19 protein-coding genes and 3 riboswitches are annotated in these 18,804 nt (G+C 55.5%); of the genes, 13 read left to right on the top strand and 6 right to left on the bottom strand.

The window, feature by feature from the left end; translation table 11 throughout:
* Nucleotides 1-8: 8 nt before the first annotated feature.
* From glp to P159_RS0115420, 6 genes are all read right to left on the bottom strand, one after another.
* On the bottom strand, nucleotides 9-1,217 hold the full coding sequence (glp, locus tag P159_RS0115450; protein WP_029545498.1) for a gephyrin-like molybdotransferase Glp: 1,209 nt from the start codon (nucleotides 1,215-1,217) through the stop codon (nucleotides 9-11).
* A gap of 9 nt (nucleotides 1,218-1,226) precedes the next feature.
* Complete coding sequence (locus P159_RS0115445) at nucleotides 1,227-2,255, bottom strand: molybdopterin-binding protein (RefSeq protein ID WP_029545496.1); 1,029 nt, start codon at nucleotides 2,253-2,255, stop codon at nucleotides 1,227-1,229.
* A gap of 12 nt (nucleotides 2,256-2,267) precedes the next feature.
* Nucleotides 2,268-2,921: a molybdate ABC transporter permease subunit gene (gene modB, locus P159_RS0115440; protein WP_029545494.1), complete on the bottom strand. Its 654-nt coding sequence runs from the start codon at nucleotides 2,919-2,921 to the stop codon at nucleotides 2,268-2,270.
* Nucleotides 2,922-2,935: 14 nt separating this feature from the next.
* Nucleotides 2,936-3,973: an ATP-binding cassette domain-containing protein gene (locus P159_RS0115435; protein WP_029545492.1), complete on the bottom strand. Its 1,038-nt coding sequence runs from the start codon at nucleotides 3,971-3,973 to the stop codon at nucleotides 2,936-2,938.
* Nucleotides 3,974-3,988: 15 nt separating this feature from the next.
* Nucleotides 3,989-4,783, bottom strand: coding sequence for a molybdate ABC transporter substrate-binding protein (modA, locus tag P159_RS0115430; RefSeq protein WP_029545490.1), 795 nt, complete (start codon nucleotides 4,781-4,783; stop codon nucleotides 3,989-3,991).
* A gap of 81 nt (nucleotides 4,784-4,864) precedes the next feature.
* Nucleotides 4,865-5,004, bottom strand: a riboswitch (molybdenum cofactor riboswitch).
* Between the two features lie 63 nt (nucleotides 5,005-5,067).
* Nucleotides 5,068-6,627, bottom strand: coding sequence for a methyl-accepting chemotaxis protein (locus P159_RS0115420; protein WP_029545488.1), 1,560 nt, complete (start codon nucleotides 6,625-6,627; stop codon nucleotides 5,068-5,070).
* Nucleotides 6,628-6,946: 319 nt separating this feature from the next.
* Here P159_RS0115420 and P159_RS0115415 point away from each other — a divergent pair, with 319 nt between their 5' ends.
* The 13 genes from P159_RS0115415 to P159_RS0115350 all read left to right on the top strand — a co-directional run bounded on the left by P159_RS0115415 (nucleotide 6,947) and on the right by P159_RS0115350 (nucleotide 18,798).
* Nucleotides 6,947-7,168 carry a 4Fe-4S binding protein gene (locus P159_RS0115415; protein WP_318253608.1) on the top strand — a complete coding sequence of 74 codons (222 nt, stop codon included), beginning with the start codon at nucleotides 6,947-6,949 and terminating at the stop codon, nucleotides 7,166-7,168.
* Nucleotides 7,165-7,773, top strand: coding sequence for a hypothetical protein (locus P159_RS0115410; RefSeq protein WP_029545484.1), 609 nt, complete (start codon nucleotides 7,165-7,167; stop codon nucleotides 7,771-7,773). The genes P159_RS0115415 and P159_RS0115410 overlap by 4 nt, the downstream gene beginning before the upstream one ends.
* Nucleotides 7,774-7,827: 54 nt before the next feature.
* Nucleotides 7,828-8,241: an EamA family transporter gene (locus P159_RS0115405; protein ID WP_029545483.1), complete on the top strand. Its 414-nt coding sequence runs from the start codon at nucleotides 7,828-7,830 to the stop codon at nucleotides 8,239-8,241.
* A 25-nt stretch (nucleotides 8,242-8,266) separates the two neighbouring features.
* Nucleotides 8,267-8,506 carry a chaperone NapD gene (locus tag P159_RS0115400; protein WP_029545481.1) on the top strand — a complete coding sequence of 80 codons (240 nt, stop codon included), beginning with the start codon at nucleotides 8,267-8,269 and terminating at the stop codon, nucleotides 8,504-8,506.
* 133 nt (nucleotides 8,507-8,639) lie between these two features.
* Nucleotides 8,640-9,191, top strand: a complete 552-nt coding sequence (locus tag P159_RS0115395; protein ID WP_037377071.1) for a 4Fe-4S dicluster domain-containing protein — start codon at nucleotides 8,640-8,642, stop codon at nucleotides 9,189-9,191.
* Nucleotides 9,192-9,195: 4 nt separating this feature from the next.
* A complete protein-coding gene (locus P159_RS0115390) occupies nucleotides 9,196-9,942 on the top strand; it encodes a 4Fe-4S binding protein (protein ID WP_029545477.1) in 747 nt (248 codons plus the stop codon).
* Between the two features lie 9 nt (nucleotides 9,943-9,951).
* Nucleotides 9,952-10,082, top strand: a riboswitch (molybdenum cofactor riboswitch).
* 12 nt (nucleotides 10,083-10,094) lie between these two features.
* Nucleotides 10,095-10,622 carry a NapC/NirT family cytochrome c gene (locus P159_RS0115385; RefSeq protein ID WP_029545475.1) on the top strand — a complete coding sequence of 176 codons (528 nt, stop codon included), beginning with the start codon at nucleotides 10,095-10,097 and terminating at the stop codon, nucleotides 10,620-10,622.
* Nucleotides 10,623-10,636: 14 nt separating this feature from the next.
* The gene (locus tag P159_RS0115380) at nucleotides 10,637-12,907 is read left to right on the top strand and encodes a molybdopterin-dependent oxidoreductase (protein WP_029545473.1); all 2,271 of its coding nucleotides are present in this window, start codon (nucleotides 10,637-10,639) and stop codon (nucleotides 12,905-12,907) included.
* A 112-nt stretch (nucleotides 12,908-13,019) separates the two neighbouring features.
* Nucleotides 13,020-14,645: an IS1182 family transposase gene (locus P159_RS0115375; protein WP_029545471.1), complete on the top strand. Its 1,626-nt coding sequence runs from the start codon at nucleotides 13,020-13,022 to the stop codon at nucleotides 14,643-14,645.
* Between the two features lie 294 nt (nucleotides 14,646-14,939).
* The gene (locus P159_RS0115370) at nucleotides 14,940-15,506 is read left to right on the top strand and encodes a PRD domain-containing protein (RefSeq protein ID WP_051650405.1); all 567 of its coding nucleotides are present in this window, start codon (nucleotides 14,940-14,942) and stop codon (nucleotides 15,504-15,506) included.
* Nucleotides 15,507-15,622: 116 nt separating this feature from the next.
* A riboswitch (cobalamin riboswitch) is annotated at nucleotides 15,623-15,815 on the top strand.
* 190 nt (nucleotides 15,816-16,005) lie between these two features.
* The gene (locus P159_RS0115360; protein WP_029545467.1) at nucleotides 16,006-17,013 is read left to right on the top strand and encodes an iron ABC transporter permease; all 1,008 of its coding nucleotides are present in this window, start codon (nucleotides 16,006-16,008) and stop codon (nucleotides 17,011-17,013) included.
* A 1-nt stretch (nucleotide 17,014) separates the two neighbouring features.
* A complete protein-coding gene (locus P159_RS0115355) occupies nucleotides 17,015-17,758 on the top strand; it encodes an ABC transporter ATP-binding protein (RefSeq protein ID WP_029545465.1) in 744 nt (247 codons plus the stop codon).
* A 14-nt stretch (nucleotides 17,759-17,772) separates the two neighbouring features.
* Nucleotides 17,773-18,798 carry an ABC transporter substrate-binding protein gene (locus P159_RS0115350; protein ID WP_029545464.1) on the top strand — a complete coding sequence of 342 codons (1,026 nt, stop codon included), beginning with the start codon at nucleotides 17,773-17,775 and terminating at the stop codon, nucleotides 18,796-18,798.
* The last annotated feature ends 6 nt before the right edge of the window (nucleotides 18,799-18,804 follow it).

Raw genomic sequence — 18,804 nt, 5'->3', positions numbered from 1 at the left:
AGGGTACCTCATAGCAATAGAACTTCAACCTTATCTCCCGCCTTGAGTTTTCCCGTCCCAGCAGGCAGGTCAATGAGTGCGTTGCAGCCCACGGCGGAGAACAGGGAGCCGGAGGAGTGCTGGCCAGGAATGGAGACGGCGCCCGTGGCTATCTCGTAGTGGGCGCGGATAAAGCGCCTGCCGTGGCTGGCTTTGGGGAAGACGTCTTTCAGAGTGGCCCTGACACGGGGGAAGGGGCGGGGGGCGCGTCCTGCCAGCTTGTCAATCAGGGGGCGGGCAATCAGCTCGAAGGTGGTGTAGGCGGCGAAGGGATTGCCGGAGAGAGCCACGCCTAAGGTTTTCTCTGCTGCATAGGCCAGCAGGGGATAGCCGGGCTTCATCTGCACTCCCCAGAAAAGCCTTTGGGCAGGGAGCAATTTGATGACCTCGTGCATGATGTCTTTCTTGCCTACGGAAACTCCGCCAGTGGTCAGCAGCAGGTCAGCCCGGTCAAGGCAGGAGCGCAGCTTTTCTGCAGCTTCTTCAGGGTTATCGGGGATAATGCCCAGGATTTTTGTCTCCGCCCCCAGTTCCTGCAGGCGGGCAGCCAACAGGTAGAGGTTGCTGTTGTAGATCTTGCCGGGGGAGAGCGGCTCTCCTGGCTGCAGCAGTTCGTCCCCCGTGCCGCCCAGGACAATGCGGGGGCGGCGGCAGACTTTGACTTTTGCCCTGCCCTGGCTGGCCAGCACGCCGATGCGGGGGGCGTCCAGCACTTCCCCCTGCCTGATGAGCAGGGTGCCCTGCTTGATATCCTCTCCTGCGAAGCAGTAGTTCTCATGGTGCCTGAGGGGATAGGGCACTTCCAGCATGCCGTCTGCAACTGCCACATCTTCCTGCCGTATCACCGCATCAGTCCCTCGGGGCATGGCCCCGCCGGTCATGATGCGCAGGGCTTCGCCGGAATTGATGGCACCGGCAAAGAAATCCCCGGCGCATTCCTCGCCCACAATGCGGAGGCGGGCAGGTTTTTCCCTGGTGGCATCAACCGTGTCGGCGGCGATGATGGCATAGCCGTCCAGGGGGGAACGGTCAAAGGGGGGATTGTCGAAATCTGCCCGCATATCTTCAGCCAGGGTGCGGCCTAAGGCCTCTGACAGGGGGATTTCTTCCGTTTCCTTAGGAACATTTGCTTTTGCCAGCAACAGTTCCACGGCCTGTTCCAATTCGATTCCTTCCATGGCCCTTCCTCACTTTCCAAAGCCGCAGTTGGGATAGTGGCAGACCTGGCAATTCTGGCAAAGTCCTCCTGCTCCCAGATGGCGGATATCTTTCCTGGTCACTTCTATTCCTGCTGCCAGTCGGGGCAGTACAATGTCAAAGATAGTGGTGGCGGCGTACATGACACAGCCGGGCAGCCCCAGGATGGGGATTTTCTTTCCTTCATTCTCGTAGTAGGAGAGCAGGAACATGGCACCGGGCAGCACCGGGGCGCCGTAGGTGATGATTTTGGCGCCAGTGGCTTTGATGGCGGCGGGGGTCTTGTCGTCCGGGTCAACGCTCATGCCGCCGGTGCAGATGATCATATCCATGCCCAGGCCAATAAGTTCACGGATTTTCTCAAGGGTGCATTCTATCCCGTCATCGGACAGGCGGTGCTCGTCCATCTTGAGGCCAAATTTTTTCAGCTTGGCTTCGATGACAGGGGTGAAGGTGTCTTTGATAAGTCCGTTATAGACTTCGCTGCCAGTAGTGACTACGCCCACTTTCATTGACTTGTATGGGTGAAGTTCCAGCAGGGGCGTACTGCCTGCTGCTGACTTGGCTTGCTCCATTTTCTCTTTGGCAATGACCAAAGGAATCACCCTCATGCCTGCCAGTTTCGTACCGGCTTTTACGGGCATATATTGGGGCAGGGTGGCGATGGCGATATCCTCCAGGTCATTGAGGTTGTCCAGGCGTTCGACATCGACTTCCAGCACGCCGTCATATTCTGCCGTGAGTTCGATTTTGCCTTCCTTGGGGGCAGAGGCGTTCATGCCCTTGTTCTGTGCAAGGCTGCGGAGAATCTCAGCGGCCTCGTCTTCATGGAGCAGGGTGCCGTCATTTTCCCAGACAAAGAGGTGTTCCTTGCCCATGGAAAGCAGCACGGGGATATCTTCCTCAGTGACGATATGCCCCTTGCGGAAGCGGGCGTCCTTGGTGACGCCCTTGATGATCTGGGTGAGGTCGTGGCAAAGGATATGGCCTACGGCTTCGGTGGTCTTGATTTCTTTCATCAGCAGGTTCTCCTAAACAGTTTTTTTGTTGAGCCACATATTCATAGCCAACACAAATATCAATGAAAACACTACCAGGCTCATAGCCCACTTCCCTGCCAAATCATAATCATTGGCCTGGACAGCGGCGTAGATGGCAGTGGACATGGTCTGGGTGCGGCCGGGGATATTGCCGGCGAACATGATGGTGGCGCCGAACTCTCCCAGGGCCCGGGTGAAGGCCAGCACCAGCCCTGCCAGGATGCCGTGGCGGGCATTGGGAATGAGGATATGCCAGAAGATGCGCCACTCGGATACCCCCAGGGTGCGGGCGGCGTAGATGATGTTCCTGTCCAGCTGCTCGAAAGCCCCCCGGGCTGTGCGGTACATGAGCGGCAGGGATACCACTACGGCGGCGATGACTGCTGCTTTCCAGGTGAACACCAGGGTGATGTCAAACTGCAGCAGGAGCTGACCGATGGCGCTGCGCTTGCCGAAGGCCAGCAGCAGGAAAAAGCCCACCACCGTGGGGGGCAGCACCATGGGCAGGGTGATCAATGCGTCCATCAGCCCCTGGCCCCGCTTCAGGCGCACTACACCATAAGCAAGGCCAATCCCCAGGAAGAAGGTGATGAAGGTGGCAGTGACAGCTGTTTCCAGTGTGACGATAAGGGGGCTCCATTCCATTATGTCCTGCCTCCTTAGCTTTCCAGCAGCATGATGGCTTCGGGGGGGAAGTAGATGAATAATTCCCTGCCTGAGAGCCGCTGCCAGTCTTTTTTCTCAAGTTCCCAACGAATAGGGGCGGCATCTTGGCCTGCAGGCCGTATCATGACTATGAAAGAGAAGGTGTCTTCTATCACCCGCACAACTTCCATGGAAAAGACATTCTCGCCTTCCGCCCCTTCCCTTGGATCCAGGAAGTGGGCTCGTATGCCCGCGTATTTTGTCCCTGAGGGCGGTTCTGTTGAGGTCTTCAGGGACAGTTTCCAGTCTGCCGCGTAGATATGGCTCCCGTCCTCACGCTGGGCGGCGGAGATATTCTTGCAGCCTGTCAGCAGGGTGGCTGAGAGGGTTTTGGGGTGGCGGAAGAGTTCCTTCTTCTTCGCAGGAGGCTCCATCTGTCCCCGGTTGATGACGGCAATCTTGTCTGCCAGCCGGTAGACCTCTCCCCGGTCATGGGATACCAGCAGGGCTGTGCCGCCGTAGGCAGGCAGCATGTCCATCAGCTCCGTTTCCAGTTGCCATTTGAGATAGCTGTCCAAAGCTGAAAAGGGCTCGTCCAGCAACAGGAGCTTTGCCTCCGAAGCCAGGATGCGGGCGAAAGCCACCCGCTGCTGCTGCCCCCCGGAGAGGGCGGCAGGATAGGCGTTTTCCAGTCCTTCCAGCTGGAAGCGCTGCAATAGTTTTGGTACCTTATTCCCGCTATCTTCCTTCATGACAAAGCGCAGGTTTTCCGCTACGGTCATATTGGGGAAGAGGGCGTAGTTCTGGAAGAGGTAGCCCATCTGCCGCTTCTGCGGTGGCAGGTCTATGCCCTTCTCGCTGTCAAAGAGGACCTGCCCGTCCAGCATGATGCGGCCTTTGTCAGGCTTTTCAATGCCCGCGATGCACTTGAGGGTCATGCTCTTGCCGCAGCCCGAAGCCCCCAGCAGGGCAAAGACTTCATCCCTGACGGTGAAATCAGCCTGCAGGGTGAAGTCTCTGAGCTTTTTTTCTAGAAAAACTGTAAGTTCCATATGTTTCGCTCAAAATCACTTGCATACAAATCCGTACTTCTCAAAAATTGCCTTGGCCGTATCGGAACTGGTGAAGTCCAGGAAAGCCTTGGCCTCGTCGGGATGCTTCGTGCCCTTGATGACGGCGGCGGGGTAGATGACGGGCTTGTGGCTGCCCTCCGGGGCTTTGGCGGCCACCCTTACATTGGGGTCAATGGCTGCGTCCGTGGCGTAGACTATGCCGCAGTCAGCTTCCCCGGCAGCCACCCAGGAGAGCACCTGCCGCACATCGGAGCCGTAGACGGCCTTTTCCTTCACTTGGTCAAGGATGTCCAGCTTGGTGAGGATTTCTTCTGTATACTGTCCCACGGGCACCCCTTTGGGCTCACCCAGGGCGATATGCTTCAGTTCCGGTCTGGTGAGGTCTGCAAAGGAAGCCAGTTCGATTTTGCTGTCCCGGGGCACGATCAGCACCACGGAATTTTCCAGCAGGTCCTTGCGGGTGCCTGCGGCCAGGTTGTCCGACTTCTCCAGGGCGTTCATCTGCTTCTGGGCGGCGGAGAAGAAGAGGTCTGTCTCGCCGCCGTTCTCAATGGCCTGCTGCAGGGCGCCGCTGCTGCCGAAGTTGAAGGTGAGGGTCACTTCCGGGTGCTCTGCCTTGTAGGCTTCCGCCACTTCCTTCATGGCATCCGTCAGGCTGGCGGCTGCCGCCACATGGAGCTCAATGGCCTTGTTGTCCGGTACCCGCTCAGATTTTCCCGCCTGTTCACTGCCGCAGCCAAGGCTGAGCAGGGCAGCTGTTGCGAGCAAGGCGGCTGCAAGTTTTTTCATGTAGGATTCCTCCTTCTAAGAACACAAAAGGGACTATCCCTCCACTGAAACGCAGAGGGACAGTCCCTATTTTGTCCATAGGAAAGAAAGCCCCTTGCTCCTTTTCAAATGCGGAAGGCGGCCGGGTTTCCCCTGCCACCCTGTGCCCTGCCACCAAGGGCAAGGCAGGCGCAGCGCCATAGACTAGCCTTAGGCACTTTTGCTCGGAGGGATTTTTATGTTTTGTTATTATTTTAGCATGAGTTGGTATTGTTTACAATGACGTCATAGCGCATGTATGGCTATCAATGTGTGCGGAACTTGCCGATGCTTTCTTTCAGAGAGTTGGAGAAACTGGAAAGCTCCGTACTGGAGGCGGCGCATTCTTCGGAGACGGCAGAGTTGTCCGTGACTACCCCCAGGATGTCCTGGGAGAGGGAACTGACGGCTTCCATCTTGTGCTGCTGGGCGACGCTCTGTTCCTTCATCTTCTGGAAGGCTGCATCCACCACCTGGGTGTTCTGGGAGGTGCTGGCCAGGGACTCGGCGGCTTTGTTCACTACTTCCGTGCCCCTGTCGATGGCAGCCAGAGCGTTGGAGATGAGCTGCTGGATATTCTGGGTGGAGGCGGCGGACTGCTCGGCCAGCTTGCGCACGTTCTCGGCTACCACCGCAAAGCCGCGGCCTGCCTCGCCGGCCCGGGCGGCCTCGATGGAGGCGTTGAGGGACAGCAGGGCTGTCTGCCCGGTGATTTCGTCCAGGGTGCTGAGGATGGTGCGTATCTGCTCGGAAGCATGGCCGATTTCCTGCATGGCCGTCACCACATTGTCCATCTGATGGCGGCTGTCACCGATGCGGTCTTTGGTGGTCTTCCTGGCTTCCAGGGCATCGTTGACGTATGTTTCCACCTTGGCATTTTCCTCGATGGCTTCCTGGATCTTGGTCTGCAGATTCTGCACTGTCTCGTTCTGGGCCATGGCTCCTTCTGCCAGGCTCTGGGATACTTTTGATACTTCCCCGGCGCTGACGGCCACATGGTCTGCCATCTCTACTATGGAATGCATTTCGTTGCAGAGGGTCTGGCGTATTTTGTCCAGATTGGTCTGGATGGGCAGGTAGTCGCCGATGTATTGCATATTGGTGCTGGTGACCAGATCCCCTGAGGCCATGCAGCTGAGGTTCTTCTCAATATCCTGCACATAATCCAGTAGGGCCTTGCGGGTCTTGTTCAGCAGACCGTAGAGGACACCGATTTCGTCATGGCGCTCATAGGAGAACTTCTGGGAAAGATGCCCTTCGGCCAGTTTGTTGAAGCTGTCTTCCAGTTCATGGATGGGGGTGACTACCCGCTGGCTGAAGATGGCGTAGACATTGCGCAGATAAATTCCCACCGCTGCGGCGAAGCCGATGAGCAGTACATAGAGGAAATAGGCCATGATGTCCACCATGTGCTGGGCAGAAGCTACCATGTTGTTGGTCAGCTCGAAGTATTTCTCGCTTTTCTCCAGCAGCCCGGCAGGATTCTTGCTTTGCTGGTATTCAGAAATGGCGGGCTTTATCTCACTGTTCCAGTATTTTTCCACCTCATCCCGCCTGTCCTGGAAGCTGCCCAGGCGCATTTCTCCCTGCAGGCGTTTCAGGATGCCCTCATTCTTCTCTATGAGCTGGGCGGCATCGGTGCCGGCCAGCACCTGCTTGACGATGCGCTGGCTGCCGCCGCGCACGATGCCAGCATCATTGACCACTGCTGCGTAATCTGTGAAAAGATACAGGCTGATCATGATGATGAAGGCTACAGCGCTTACAATGATGAAAACCTTGTTCAACAGCTGCTTGATCAGATAGGCTATGGTTTCGTTACCCATGGTCGTACCTCCTAAATGCACAGGCAAGTGAAATCATCCTCATCGTACTTTATTCACGAAGCAGGGGAAGTTTTCCTGCCTGGGAAGCAAAGTCCTCTACCAAAGATTATAAGAAAATCGGCTTCTCAATGGGTCCTTATGTCCATGTTTGCCATAAACAAAGATTTCCTGAAACCGCTCCGCTGGGTAGCGCTGCTGCGCCGTCTGCAGCGGAGCCTGTTTCCTTGTTTGGAAGGTTGGAATAAGTGCCTTGACAAATAGATTATAAAAATGTAATATATGAATATATTGTAAGGAGGCAGGGAAGGAGAGGCATAGGATGGAAAAGACAGCTATGCAAAGGGCAAAACTCAAAAGATATGCAGTGGTAGACCGTGAGTACTGCGCAGCCTGCGGGGCTTGCGAGGCAGTTTGCCCGCGGGGGGCCATCGTTGTTTGGAAAGGCAGTTTCTCCGTGGTAGATGATGATCTCTGTGTTGGCTGCGGGCGATGCAGCGCTGAATGCCCGGCTTCTGCCATCAGCATCGAGGTGAGAGCATGAAGCAGCATTGGTACAATTATTTGTGGATTTGGTCAGTCATATATTTTTCCCTGGGATTCTTCAATATACTCTTTGCCTGGCTGGGGCTGATCAGCTTTTTCCTGCCCCTGATTTTTGCCATCGGGTTTGGCAATAAGCATTTCTGCAACCGCTACTGCGACAGGGGGCAGCTGCTGAGGATGCTGGGAAGTCAGAAGGGCTTTTCCCGCAAGCGTGATATGCCGGACTGGCTGAAGAGCCGTGGCTTTCGCTATGGCTTCCTGATCTTCTTCCTGTTGATGTTTGCCAATGTGATCTATGCAACTTATCTGGTGGCAGGCGGGGCCAGGGAGGTGGCGGAAGTGGTGACCCTCTTCTGGTCTTTCAGGGTTCCCTGGGAGTGGGCATCCTCTGCGGCAGCAAGTCCCTGGGCAGTCCAGTTTGCCTATGGCTTTTACAGCCTGATGCTCACTTCGGCTCTGCTGGGCATCATCACCATGCTCTTCTATAAGCCTCGTTCCTGGTGCGTATACTGTCCCATGGGCACAATGACCCAGCTGATATGCAAGGCAAAGGCGGGGGCAGATAAAGAAAGCTTGCAGATGTTTTGCAGAAAGATGCCGTAGTATGTTAGCAGTGACGCGATTTATATTGAAGTTTTCCCGTGAGGAGGAATGTAGATGTGGATAGTATTAGCACTGCTTTCAGCCGTATTTGCGGCTCTTACTGCTATTTTGGCCAAGGTGGGGATTGAAGGTGTCAATTCGCATCTGGCAACAGCCATTCGCACAGTAGTGGTGCTGGTTATGGCCTGGGGAATGGTCTTCCTGCTCAATGTGCAGCATGGCATCGGTGATATCAGCAGGAAATGCTGGATTTTCCTGATTTTGTCGGGGTTTGCTACAGGAGCTTCGTGGCTTTGCTACTTCAAGGCCCTGCAGATGGGAGAGACTTCGGCAGTGGTGGCGGTAGATAAACTGAGTGTGGTTCTGACTCTGGTGCTGGCGATAGTTTTCCTCCATGAGGAATTCACCATGAAATCTTCTTTGGGCGCAGCTCTTATTACAGCAGGAACCTGGATGATGATAAAATAGGTTAGAGGGGAAGGGAAGGATTTGTATGGCACTTGGCAGCATGATAATGAAGATAAGGCCTGAAGCAGAACACGGCCTGCGCACCAGACTGGAGCAAATGCCAGGGGTCAGCGTGGAGGAAAAATCTCCCCAGGGAGATCTTATCCTGCTGGTGGAGGCAGAGAACCTGGGGGCTTTGCACAAGCTCAGCCAGGAGATAGAAAAAGTTGAGGGGGTGCTGGGGCTTTATCCCAGCTATATCACAACAGAAGATGAGGATGCTTGAAGACTCCCTCCATGAGGGAGGCTTTTTTACAATTTTTTATCAGTGGTGACTGCTGCAACATCATGGCAGGAAAATATAAGGTAAAATTGAAAGATAAAGATTTGTTTGAATTATCGGAGAGAAGGAGGCTTGTATGGAAAGGAGGGCTTTTATCAAGATGGTATTTGGCGGCGGAATACTGGGCATTCTTATGGGAGCGGGAAAAGCTGTTTCGGCTGATGAGGGGCTGATCAGGCCTCCTGGGGCAGAGCCGGAGGAGCTTTTCCTGGGCACCTGCGCCCGCTGCGGCAAGTGCGCCGAAATCTGTCCCCGGGGCTGCATCAAGATTGCTCATGGGGAGCAGGGGGTGGCCATCGGCACGCCCTATATCGTGCCGGTGGAAAATTACTGCGACCTTTGCCTGAAGTGCATCGATGTCTGTACGGCGGGGGCCCTGAAGTCCGTGGAGAAGGAAAAGGTGCGCATGGGGCTGGCCCAGATTGACAAGGATTTGTGCCTGGCCCGCAAGGGGGAGGACTGCCGGGTTTGCCACGCGGCCTGTCCTTTCTATGACAAGGCCATCAAGCTGGAGGATTATAAGTATCCCACGGTGGACCCGGACTACTGCACCGGCTGCGGCCGCTGCGAGAATGTCTGCATCGCCAGCCCCCAGAAGGCCGCCACTGTGAAGCCCAGAGGGGATTGAGGCCATGATGAAAGTAAAGATCATACGGAAAATAGTGCAGGTGTTTTTCCTTGTCATCCTCCTGCTGCCTATCTGGTACACGGATCTCCTGTGGTATGGCACTTATATTTCGGCAGATCTTATGGGACTGGAGCTGACAGACCCGCTGACGGTCTTGGAAATCACTTTGGCCAGCAAGAGCTTGTGGGGGCCTCTCTTATTGTCGGCCCTGCCCTTGACTCTGGCGGCTGTTCTCCTGGGAAGGGTCTTCTGCAGCTTCGTGTGCCCGCTGAATTTCCTGCTGGAACTCTTGCCCAGGGACAAGAAGAAGCCGTTGCAGGACAAGCGTTGGCCTTTGTGGTCTTTGATTTTTGTACTGTGCCTCGCCCTGTTCTTGTCTATGCCGGTGTTCAACATTTTCTCCCCGGTCTTCGCCCTGATGCGCATGCTGCTGTTCGGGGCAGGGCTTGAGCTGCTGCTTTTGCTTCTAGTGGTGGGAGCAGGCCTTGTCTGGGGCAGGAAAATCTGGTGCCGCACCCTTTGCCCCTTGGGGGCCATCTATGGTCTTCTGGGGATGAAGCGGCTGCTGAGGGTGACGGTGGATGAGAGCAAGTGCACCCACTGTGGCAAGTGCGCCGCCGTGTGCAGCATGGGCACGGCCCCGGGCAGGGAGTCCGTAGATGATAATATGTTGTGTACTAACTGCGGGGATTGCATTGACAGTTGCAAGGAGGGGGCGGTGAGCTTTACATTCAAGGGGAAAAACAAGTGATGATCATCTGTGCTGGCATCCCTCCGAGCAAAAGTGCCTAAAACCTTCGGTCATGGTACTGCGCCTACGCCGGGAGCGTACAGGGCCATGGGGGAAACCCTGCGGCCTTCCGTGTTTGAAAAGGAGCCAAGAGCCAAGAAGGAGGGAGCAACATGAGTCTGGGAGACAAGCAAGTAAAGCTGAAGCACATTGCCATGGCAGGCATTGCCTGCATCGTGGCCTTCACGGCGGCCTACGGCATGATTGAGGCCACCAATCAGAATACCTTCTGCGGAGAGCAGTGCCATGAGATGGACCCCATGTATGTCACCTGGCAGCACTCCAACCATAAGAATGTGGACTGCGCCGACTGCCATGAGCAGCCTGGTTTTACAGGTCTGGTGAAGTCCAAGATGAAGGGCACCCAGGAACTTATCCTCCATGTGACGGGCAACGTCCCCGACCCCATCAAGCTGCAGAATACCAATGAGGTGAACTGCTACAACTGCCATCAGGACAAAATCAAGGAAGCAGAGGTGGCCGGGCCCCGCAAGGATCCCCATACTGCCAAGCATTTTGAGAACGGCATGAACTGTGTCACCTGCCATACCGGCATTGTGCATAACGATGCCGCCAATCAGGTGCTGCCCAGCCGTGAGCGCTGCTACACCTGTCATCTTGATGCCATGGGTTCGCTTTGAGGGAGGGCCTGAACATGAAATTTTCAAGAAGAGATTTTTTGAAGGCTATAGCAGTTTCGGCCGCCATGCTGGCTGCCGGCTGCGGCAACAAGCGTGACACGCAGAAGGGCCCTGTGGAGCAGAAGGATGCGGAGAAGTGGGTCAAGGGCGTCTGCCGTTATTGCGGCACCGGCTGCGGCGTGCTGGCAGGCGTCACTGGCGGCAAGATCGTAGCCGTGAAGGGTGACCCGGATTGCGCCGTGAACAAGGGTCGCCTCTGCGTGAAGGGCATTCTGTTGCCCAAAATCATGGATACCAAGGACAGGGCCAAGAAGCCCCTGATCAGGAAGGACGGCAAGCTGGTGGAGGCCAGCTGGGATGAGGCCATGAACCTCATTGTGGAGAAGTTCAAGGAATCTATCGAGAAATACGGTCCGGACTCTGTGGGCTTCTATGGCTCCGGCCAGACCTTTGCCGAGGAAACCTACACCATGCAGAAGATTTTCCGGGCTGGCATCGGCACCAACAATGTGGAGGGCAATCCCCGCACCTGTATGGCCAGCGCCGTGGCAGGCTTTGTCACCACCTACGGGGCAGATGAGCCCATGGGCACCTATGCGGATATCGAGGCGGCGGATACATTCTTCCTCATTGGCTCCAACTCTGCCGAGGCTCACCCGGTGCTGTTCTCCCGCATTGTGGACAGGAAGAACAGCGACCCCAATGTGAAGATCATCGTGGCAGATCCCCGCAAGACCCGCACGGCAGATATTGCGGACTATTACCTGCCCTTCATTCCCAGCCGGGATCTGGCCATGATGAACGCCATGGCCCAGGTCATTGTGGAGGAAGGGCTGACGGACGAGAAGTTCATCGCTGACCATACGGAATTCATGAAAGGGGCCAGCGATAAGCTCACCTATGAGGAGTACAAGGCCTTCCTGCAGGATTATACCCCGGAGAAAGTGGAGGCAGCCTGCGGCATACCTGCCGCAACCATCCGTGAGGTGGCCAGGCTCTTTGCTGACCCCAAGCGCAATACCATGTCCATGTGGTGCATGGGCTTCAACCAGCGCACCCGGGGCGTCTGGGCCAACAATCTGGTGCACAACCTGCATCTCTTGACAGGCAAAATCTGCAAGCCAGGCAATACGCCCTTCTCCCTGACGGGGCAGCCCAGTGCCTGCGGCAGCGTCCGCGAGACAGGCGGCCTTTCCCATATTCTGCCCGCCCATCGTTTTGTGGCCAACGAGAAGCACAGGAACGAGCTGGAGGAAATCTGGGGCGTGCCCAAGGGGACCATGCCCTCCAAGCCCGGCTACCATACCCTGGAGATGTTCAAAGCCGCCGTCACTGGCGACCTCAAGTGCCTCTGGGTCATGACCACCAATCCGGGCCAGTCCCTGCCTAACCTCAATTACTACCGTCCCGGCATGGAGAAGGTCTTCCTGGTGGTGTCGGAGGCTTATCATCCCACCCGCACTTCGGAACTGGCAGATGTGGTGCTGCCTGCCGCTCTCTGGATGGAAAAGGAAGGCGTCTACGGCAACGGCGAGCGCCGCACCAACCATATCGCCAAGGCTGTGGAGCCTCCCGGTGAGGCCAGGTCTGACCTGGAGACCATCATCGACTTCGGCAAGCGCATGGGCTTTGAGAAGCTGGTGCCTTTCAAGACCCCGGAGGAGGTTTGGGCAGAGTATCAGAAGTGCCAGGCTGGCACGGATATGCAGATGGCTTCCTACAGGCGCCTGCGTGAAGGCCACGGCTTCACCTGGCCTGTGGCGCCGGACCCCGACAGTTCCCCCGAGACATATATCCGCTATGCGGAGGGGTATGATCCTTATGTGAAGGAGGGGGAGGGCATCAAGTTCTACTGCCGCAAGAACAACAGGGCTGTCATCTACGCACGGCCTCAGATTGACGCTCAGGAAATGCCTGATGCAGAATATCCCTTCTTCCTCACCACGGGCCGCATGCTGGAGCATTGGCATACTGCCACTATGACGGGCAACGTGCCGGAGCTGAAAAACGCTGCTCCTGAGATGTATGTTGAAGTCAACGAGGAGGATGCCAAGCGCCTGGGCATCAGTGAGGGCGATCTGGTGAACATCACCTCCCGCCGGGCCACCTGCAAGTTCAAGGCCAAGATTAACGGCCGCGGCAAGCCCATGCCGGGGCTGGTGTACGTCTCCTTCCACGACCCGGAAGACGACCGCCTGATCAACAAGGTGCTGCTGGATGCTTTCGATCCCGGTTCCAAGCAGCCGGAGTACAAGGTCTGCGCTGTGCAGATTGCCAAGGCATAAAATGTATAGCAAGGGGCTGTTGCACGTAATCCAAACGTGCAGCAGCCTCATTTTTATGCAAAAAGATAATCCCGGGACATTCAAGCCCCGGGATTAGGTGTAGAATTTAGGTATGCTAAAACCGAATTCACAGAAAGAGTATACGTCTTTAGGAGAGAATTATCAACTGTTTCTCCCCTTAAATCTTGAATTTCAGGTTAGCAAGGATGACCCCGTCCGCCTGCTTCGCCACTGCATTGGAGGTATGGATATAAAGTCACTGGAGGAGACCTATCAAAGGATAGATCGAAATTTGGCGTCGCCCAGGCAGATGCTGGCCATCCTTGTTTATGCCGGAATGAACCATATTTTCAGCTCCCGCAAGATTGAGACTGCCTGCCGACGGGACATCAACTTCATGTACCTGCTGGAAGGCAAGCCGGCCCCTGACCATGCTACCATCTCAAGATTCCGTTCCAAACATCTGGCACTCTGCATCAAGGAACTGTTTGCCCAGATGGACTTCCTGCTTGAACAGTTCGGTGTCATTTCCCTTAAAGACATCTTCATTGACGGAACAAAGATTGAGTCTTTCTCCAACAAGTATAAATTTGTCTGGAAGAAGGCTGTCCTTAAAAACAAAGCCAAGCTCATGGCAAAGCTTCCTGCCTTTGTCAGCAAAGCCAGGGAAGAGTTCACGCTTTCTCTGCATTACAGCGATGAAATCCATGTCAGGCACCTCAAAAAGCTTCGCCGCAAGCTCAAGGCATGCCAGAAGGCGCAGGACATCATATTCGTCAAGGGAACGGGCAAGTGCAAGACTGCCCTGCAGAAAACAATGGAGCAGCTGGACGAATTCATTGCCCGGCTCAAAAAATACAATACATACCTGCACATTCTAGGCGACCGCAACAGCTTTGCCAAGACAGACACGGATGCAACCTTCATGCGCATGAAGGAAGATGCCATGAAGAACGGCCAGCTCAAGCCGGCCTACAACATCCAGTGCGGCACGGACTCTGAATTCATCACATGGGCATCGGTCGGTCCCCAGCCTACAGATACAACCACACTCATTCCTTTCCTTCAGGATATGGAGAAACATCTGCAGCGCCGCTATCCCAATGTGGTTGCGGATGCAGGATACGAAAGCGAAGAGAACTACCTCTATCTTGAGATCAACGGGCAGCGCGCCTTCATAAAGCCCAGCAATTATGAGAAGAGCAAGACAAGAAAATGGAAAAAGGATATCGGGCGCAGGGAGAATATGACCTATCTGCCAGAAGAAGATGCCTATTTATGCGCCCAGGGCAGGAAGCTTGCAGCTGCAAAGGAATTCGTACGCAGCAGCCGGACAGGATTCAAAAGAAATATAACCCTTTACAGTTCCGCGGATTGCGGCAACTGCCCGCTGAAGAGCCAGTGCATACACGGAAACCATTGCAAGACCCCGCTGGAGGAGAGAACCAAGCACTTTGAAGTATCCAAACAGTTTTTGCGCCAACGTCAGGAAGATTTGGAACGTATAACCTCAAAAGAAGGAGTACAACTGCGCATAAACCGAAGCATACAGGCAGAAGGTGCATTTGCAATGATGAAGGCGGACATGAATTTCCGAAGGTTCCTGAGCCGCGGCACAGCAAATGTCCTTGTTGAGATCATGCTGGTGGCTATGGCTTACAATATTCAAAAGCTGCACTGCAAAATCCAGTCAGACAGAGCAGGCCAGCACCTGTTCCCTGTGAATAACGCAGCCTGAATACAAAATAAGAGCACAAGAAAAAAGGCGATTTTTATACCGCCTGGTATCTTGTGCTCATTTTTAGTGGATTTTACAACGAATAGGAACTTCTTATACATCAACAAGGAAAAGGGGCTGTGCATAAGTGGAATTACACTCATGCAGCAGCCCCGTTTTGCTATGTACAAGAAGAAGGATTTTCACAAAGGGTGGAGAATATATAATTAGGATTCATTTTGTCTAAGGAGGAAGGCGCTTTGCGGTTTGATAACAGTGAGGGTATCCTTACTATTTTCTTAGAGGGCGATATTGATGCCCAAAATGCTGCAGATATTCACCCTGGCAGACCATATCAACTTCGCCATAGAGCGCCTGCAGAAGAAACTGGTCATCACCAACAGGTCCCTGTGGGGTATCAAGAGCTTCTACAGCAAGGAATTTGCGGCAGCAGAGAAATGCCTGGCCTGTCTCAATGAGACCCTCAAGGTGAACCTGCCAGAGGAAGAGGCGGCCAATATCGCCTTTCATATTGCCAACGCCGAGGAAGCCCACGGCCAGGACTACGACAGCGCCAGGAATGCCAAGCTCATGGGGGAGATTGTCAACATCGTCTGCTACTCCCTGCACAAGAAGCTGGACAAGGAAAGCCTCCATTATAACAGATTCATCACCCATATCCGCTTCTTCGTGGAGCGCTTCTTCACCAACCAGATGCTCACGGATGACATCCTGCCGGAAAGCATTGCCGGCAAGTACAAGACAGAAGAAGCGGTGGCGGAGAAAATCAGGCAGCATCTGCTGAACAGGTATGAGAAGGAAATCAGCGAGGAGGAAAAAGCCTACCTCGTCATCCACATTTCCCGCCTGGCCAGAAGTTAAAGCAAGGCCCCGGTGCCAATGGAACCGGGGGCTGCTTTTTGTGGTGATTTGTAAGTTTTCTTGACAAAGAATTTATACAATGGTATGATAATTCTGACTTAAGTTTCAATCTACAACAGCATAAGGAAGGGTCAGGTGTCGGAAGACTCAATAAGGAAGTCCGGTGCGAGGGAAATCCTCAAGGCCGGTGCGGTCCCGCCACTGTAACAGGGAGCAGTCCTGCATCCATGCCACTGGGGGAAACTCTGGGAAGGCGCAGGAGGGTGATGAACTGGAGCCAGGAGAATTGCCTGACCGACAATCGCCGTAAGATACTGGAGAGCAGTATCCAAGAACCTGCGAGTGATGGGGATGGGGATTTGTGCCGGGGTGTATTCCTGCTGCCAGGGGCATGGGAAGACACGGCAAGGATGATGGTTTGACAGGCCCGCTCCCACTTGGGGGAGGGGCCTGTTTTCTTGTCTTGCGGAACAGTTCAAAGGGAGATGGTGGAAGGATAATGGGAAAACTTTGGCTGCGGGGCATGATGCTCCTGGCGGCGCTGACAGCCAGCATGGGGCTGGCCCTGGGCATGGGGTCGGTGCCTATCCCGCCGGAGACAATCCTGCAGGAAATCAGCGCCTTGGTTCTGGGAGAGCCGCTGGAGGCGTCCACTTCCATGATAGTCTTCGACATACGGGCTCCCCGCATTCTCTTTGCGGCCATGGGCGGGGCGCTGCTTTCCCTTACGGGGCTTTTGATGCAGACCGTGTCCCAGAACTATCTGGCAGACCCCTATATCCTGGGAGTTTCTTCCGGGGCCAGCACAGGAGCCGTGCTCTGCCTGGTGACCGGGGCGGCCCAGCTCTTTGCCCCCTATGGTGTCTATGTGGGTGCCTTTCTGGGGGCTGCGGTGGCCACAGCCCTGGTGGTGAAGCTGGCAGGCAGCAGCGGCAGTCCGGTGAAGCTGGTGCTCATGGGCATGGGCATTTCGGCCCTTTTCTCGGCCTTCACCATGCTGGCCATCTATGGGGCCAAGGACGAGGCCCAGGTCAGAAGCGCCATGTTCTGGCTGATGGGGAGCCTGTCCGGGGTCCAGTGGGGCATGGTGCCGGTGGGGGCAATGATGCTCTTCATAACCATGCTGTTCATCTGGCTCATGCGCCATGAGCTGGACCTGATACTTTTGGGGCGCAATGAGGCCAGGCATCTGGGGATGCCCGTCCAGCGGGTGCAGCAGCTCATCGTGCTGGTTTCCTCCCTGGCGGTGGCTGTGGTGGTGGCCCTTTCTGGCATCATCGGCTTTGTGGGCCTGGTGGTGCCCCATATAGCCAGGTCTCTCAGCGAGTCCCGCCATGCGGTCATGCTCTGGTTCACCGCCCTGACAGGGGCTTTGGTGATGGTCTGGGCAGATGCGGCAGCCCGCACCTTATTCCGGCCGGAGGAGCTGCCCATCGGCATCCTGACGGCCACCCTGGGAGCGCCGGTGTTCATGTGGATCATCAGCAGGAAGTACAAGGATTATTGATATGCTTACGGTAAAGGATCTTAGCTACAGGATAGGGGAGCAGGAAATCCTGAAAAATGTGCAGGCTCATTTCCGGCAGGGGCGCATGACGGCCATCGTGGGTCCCAATGGCAGCGGGAAAAGCACCCTCCTGTCCTTTCTGAGCCGGGACAAGCCAAGTTCCGGGCAGGTTTTCCTGCAGGGCCGGGATGTCAGCACCATCGAGGGAAGCGAATACGCCCGGCTGGTGGCGGTGCTGCCCCAGCAGCGGGAGACAATTGCTGATTTCATGGTGAAAGATGTGGTGGTCATGGGCCGCTTCCCCTACAAGCAGGGGTTCCGTGACTATACGGAAGAAGACCGACGCATTGCCGCCGAGGCCATGGAGCAGGCAGGAGTCAGCAGCATGGCAGAGCGGCGCATCAGCCACATGTCAGGGGGCGAGATCCAGCGGGTGATGATTGCCAAGACCCTGGCCCAAAGGTCTCAGCTGGTATTGCTGGACGAGCCCACCAACCATCTGGATGTGAAGTACAAGCTGGCCCTGATGAAGACTCTGCAGGCCTACGAGGGCACGGTGGTCATGGTGCTCCATGACCTGTCCCTGGCAGTGGCTTTCTGCCATGATGTCATCATGATGAAAAAAGGCAGCATCGTGAAGCAGGGGGCAGCGGGTGAGGTGCTGGAGCCAGGGCTGCTGCAGGAAGTCTTCGGAGTACCCTTTGTGCGTTACGAGCATGAGGGCAGGATATATCTCAACTATTGAAAGGAGTCATAAGCATGAAGATGTGGTTAAGGAAAGGCCTCATAGCAGGACTTTGTGTCATGTCTGCCATAGTGATTGCCGGCTGCGGCGCTGAAAAGCAGGCCCCAGCCAGCGACAAGCCCGCCGCAACCAGCGAAAAGGCCGCTGCCTATCCCGTTTCCTGGACGGAGACCCTGGACGGCCAGGAAGTGAAGCAGAGCGTGGACAAGGCTCCCGCCCATGCCATTTCCATGTCCCAGGCTACCACGGAAATGCTGCTGGCCCTGGGGCTGGAGGACAAGATGGCAGGCACGGCCATGAAGGAGGAGGAAATCTATCCGCCCCTGCAGGCCGCCTATGACAAGGTGAAGGTGCTGTCGGATAAATGGCCTTCCTATGAGACCTTCATGGCAGAGAATCCTGACTTTGCCACAGGCTGGGAAGTGCCCTTCACCAAGCGGGGCATCCCGGCAGAGAAAATCACCGCCAAGAATGTGCCCATTTACGTGCCCTCCTCCATGCAGAAGCTGGATGCCAATCTGGACACGGTGTTCGAGGATATGCTGAAGCTGGGAGATATTTTCGGCGTCCGTGACAAGGCCGAGGCCTGGGTGAAATCGGAGAAGGAGAAGCTGGCCGCTGTGCAGGGCAAGATTGAGAAGCTGCCCAAGAAGAAAATTTTCGTCTATGATGCCAGCGACGGCAAGCCTTTCACAGCCTTCAAGGGCTATACCACCAATATCCTGAAGCTCATCGGCGCGGAGAACGTCATGGAAAATGCCGGCGTGGACAAGACCTGGGCCGCCGTCAGCTGGGAAAATGTGGTGGCAGCAGACCCGGAGTACATCATCATTGCAGACTACAGCAACGGCATCCGCAATGACGACGACTTCCAGCAGAAGGTAGCCGCCATCAAGGATAATCCCCAGTTGGCCAATGTGAAGGCAGTGAAGGAAAACCACTTCGTGAAGGTGAAGCTGTCCGAAATCACCCCGGGCGTGCGGACAGTTGATGCGCTGGTGCGCATGGCAGAAGAAATCCACGGTGCAGCCGCGAAGTAAGAGAAG

Source organism: Selenomonas sp. AB3002, assembly GCF_000702545.1.
Classification (GTDB): Bacteria; Bacillota; Negativicutes; order Selenomonadales; family Selenomonadaceae; genus Selenomonas_B; species Selenomonas_B ruminantium_A.
The sequence above is the reverse complement of the archived record's forward strand: the minus strand, read 5'-3'. Positions and strand labels throughout refer to the sequence as shown.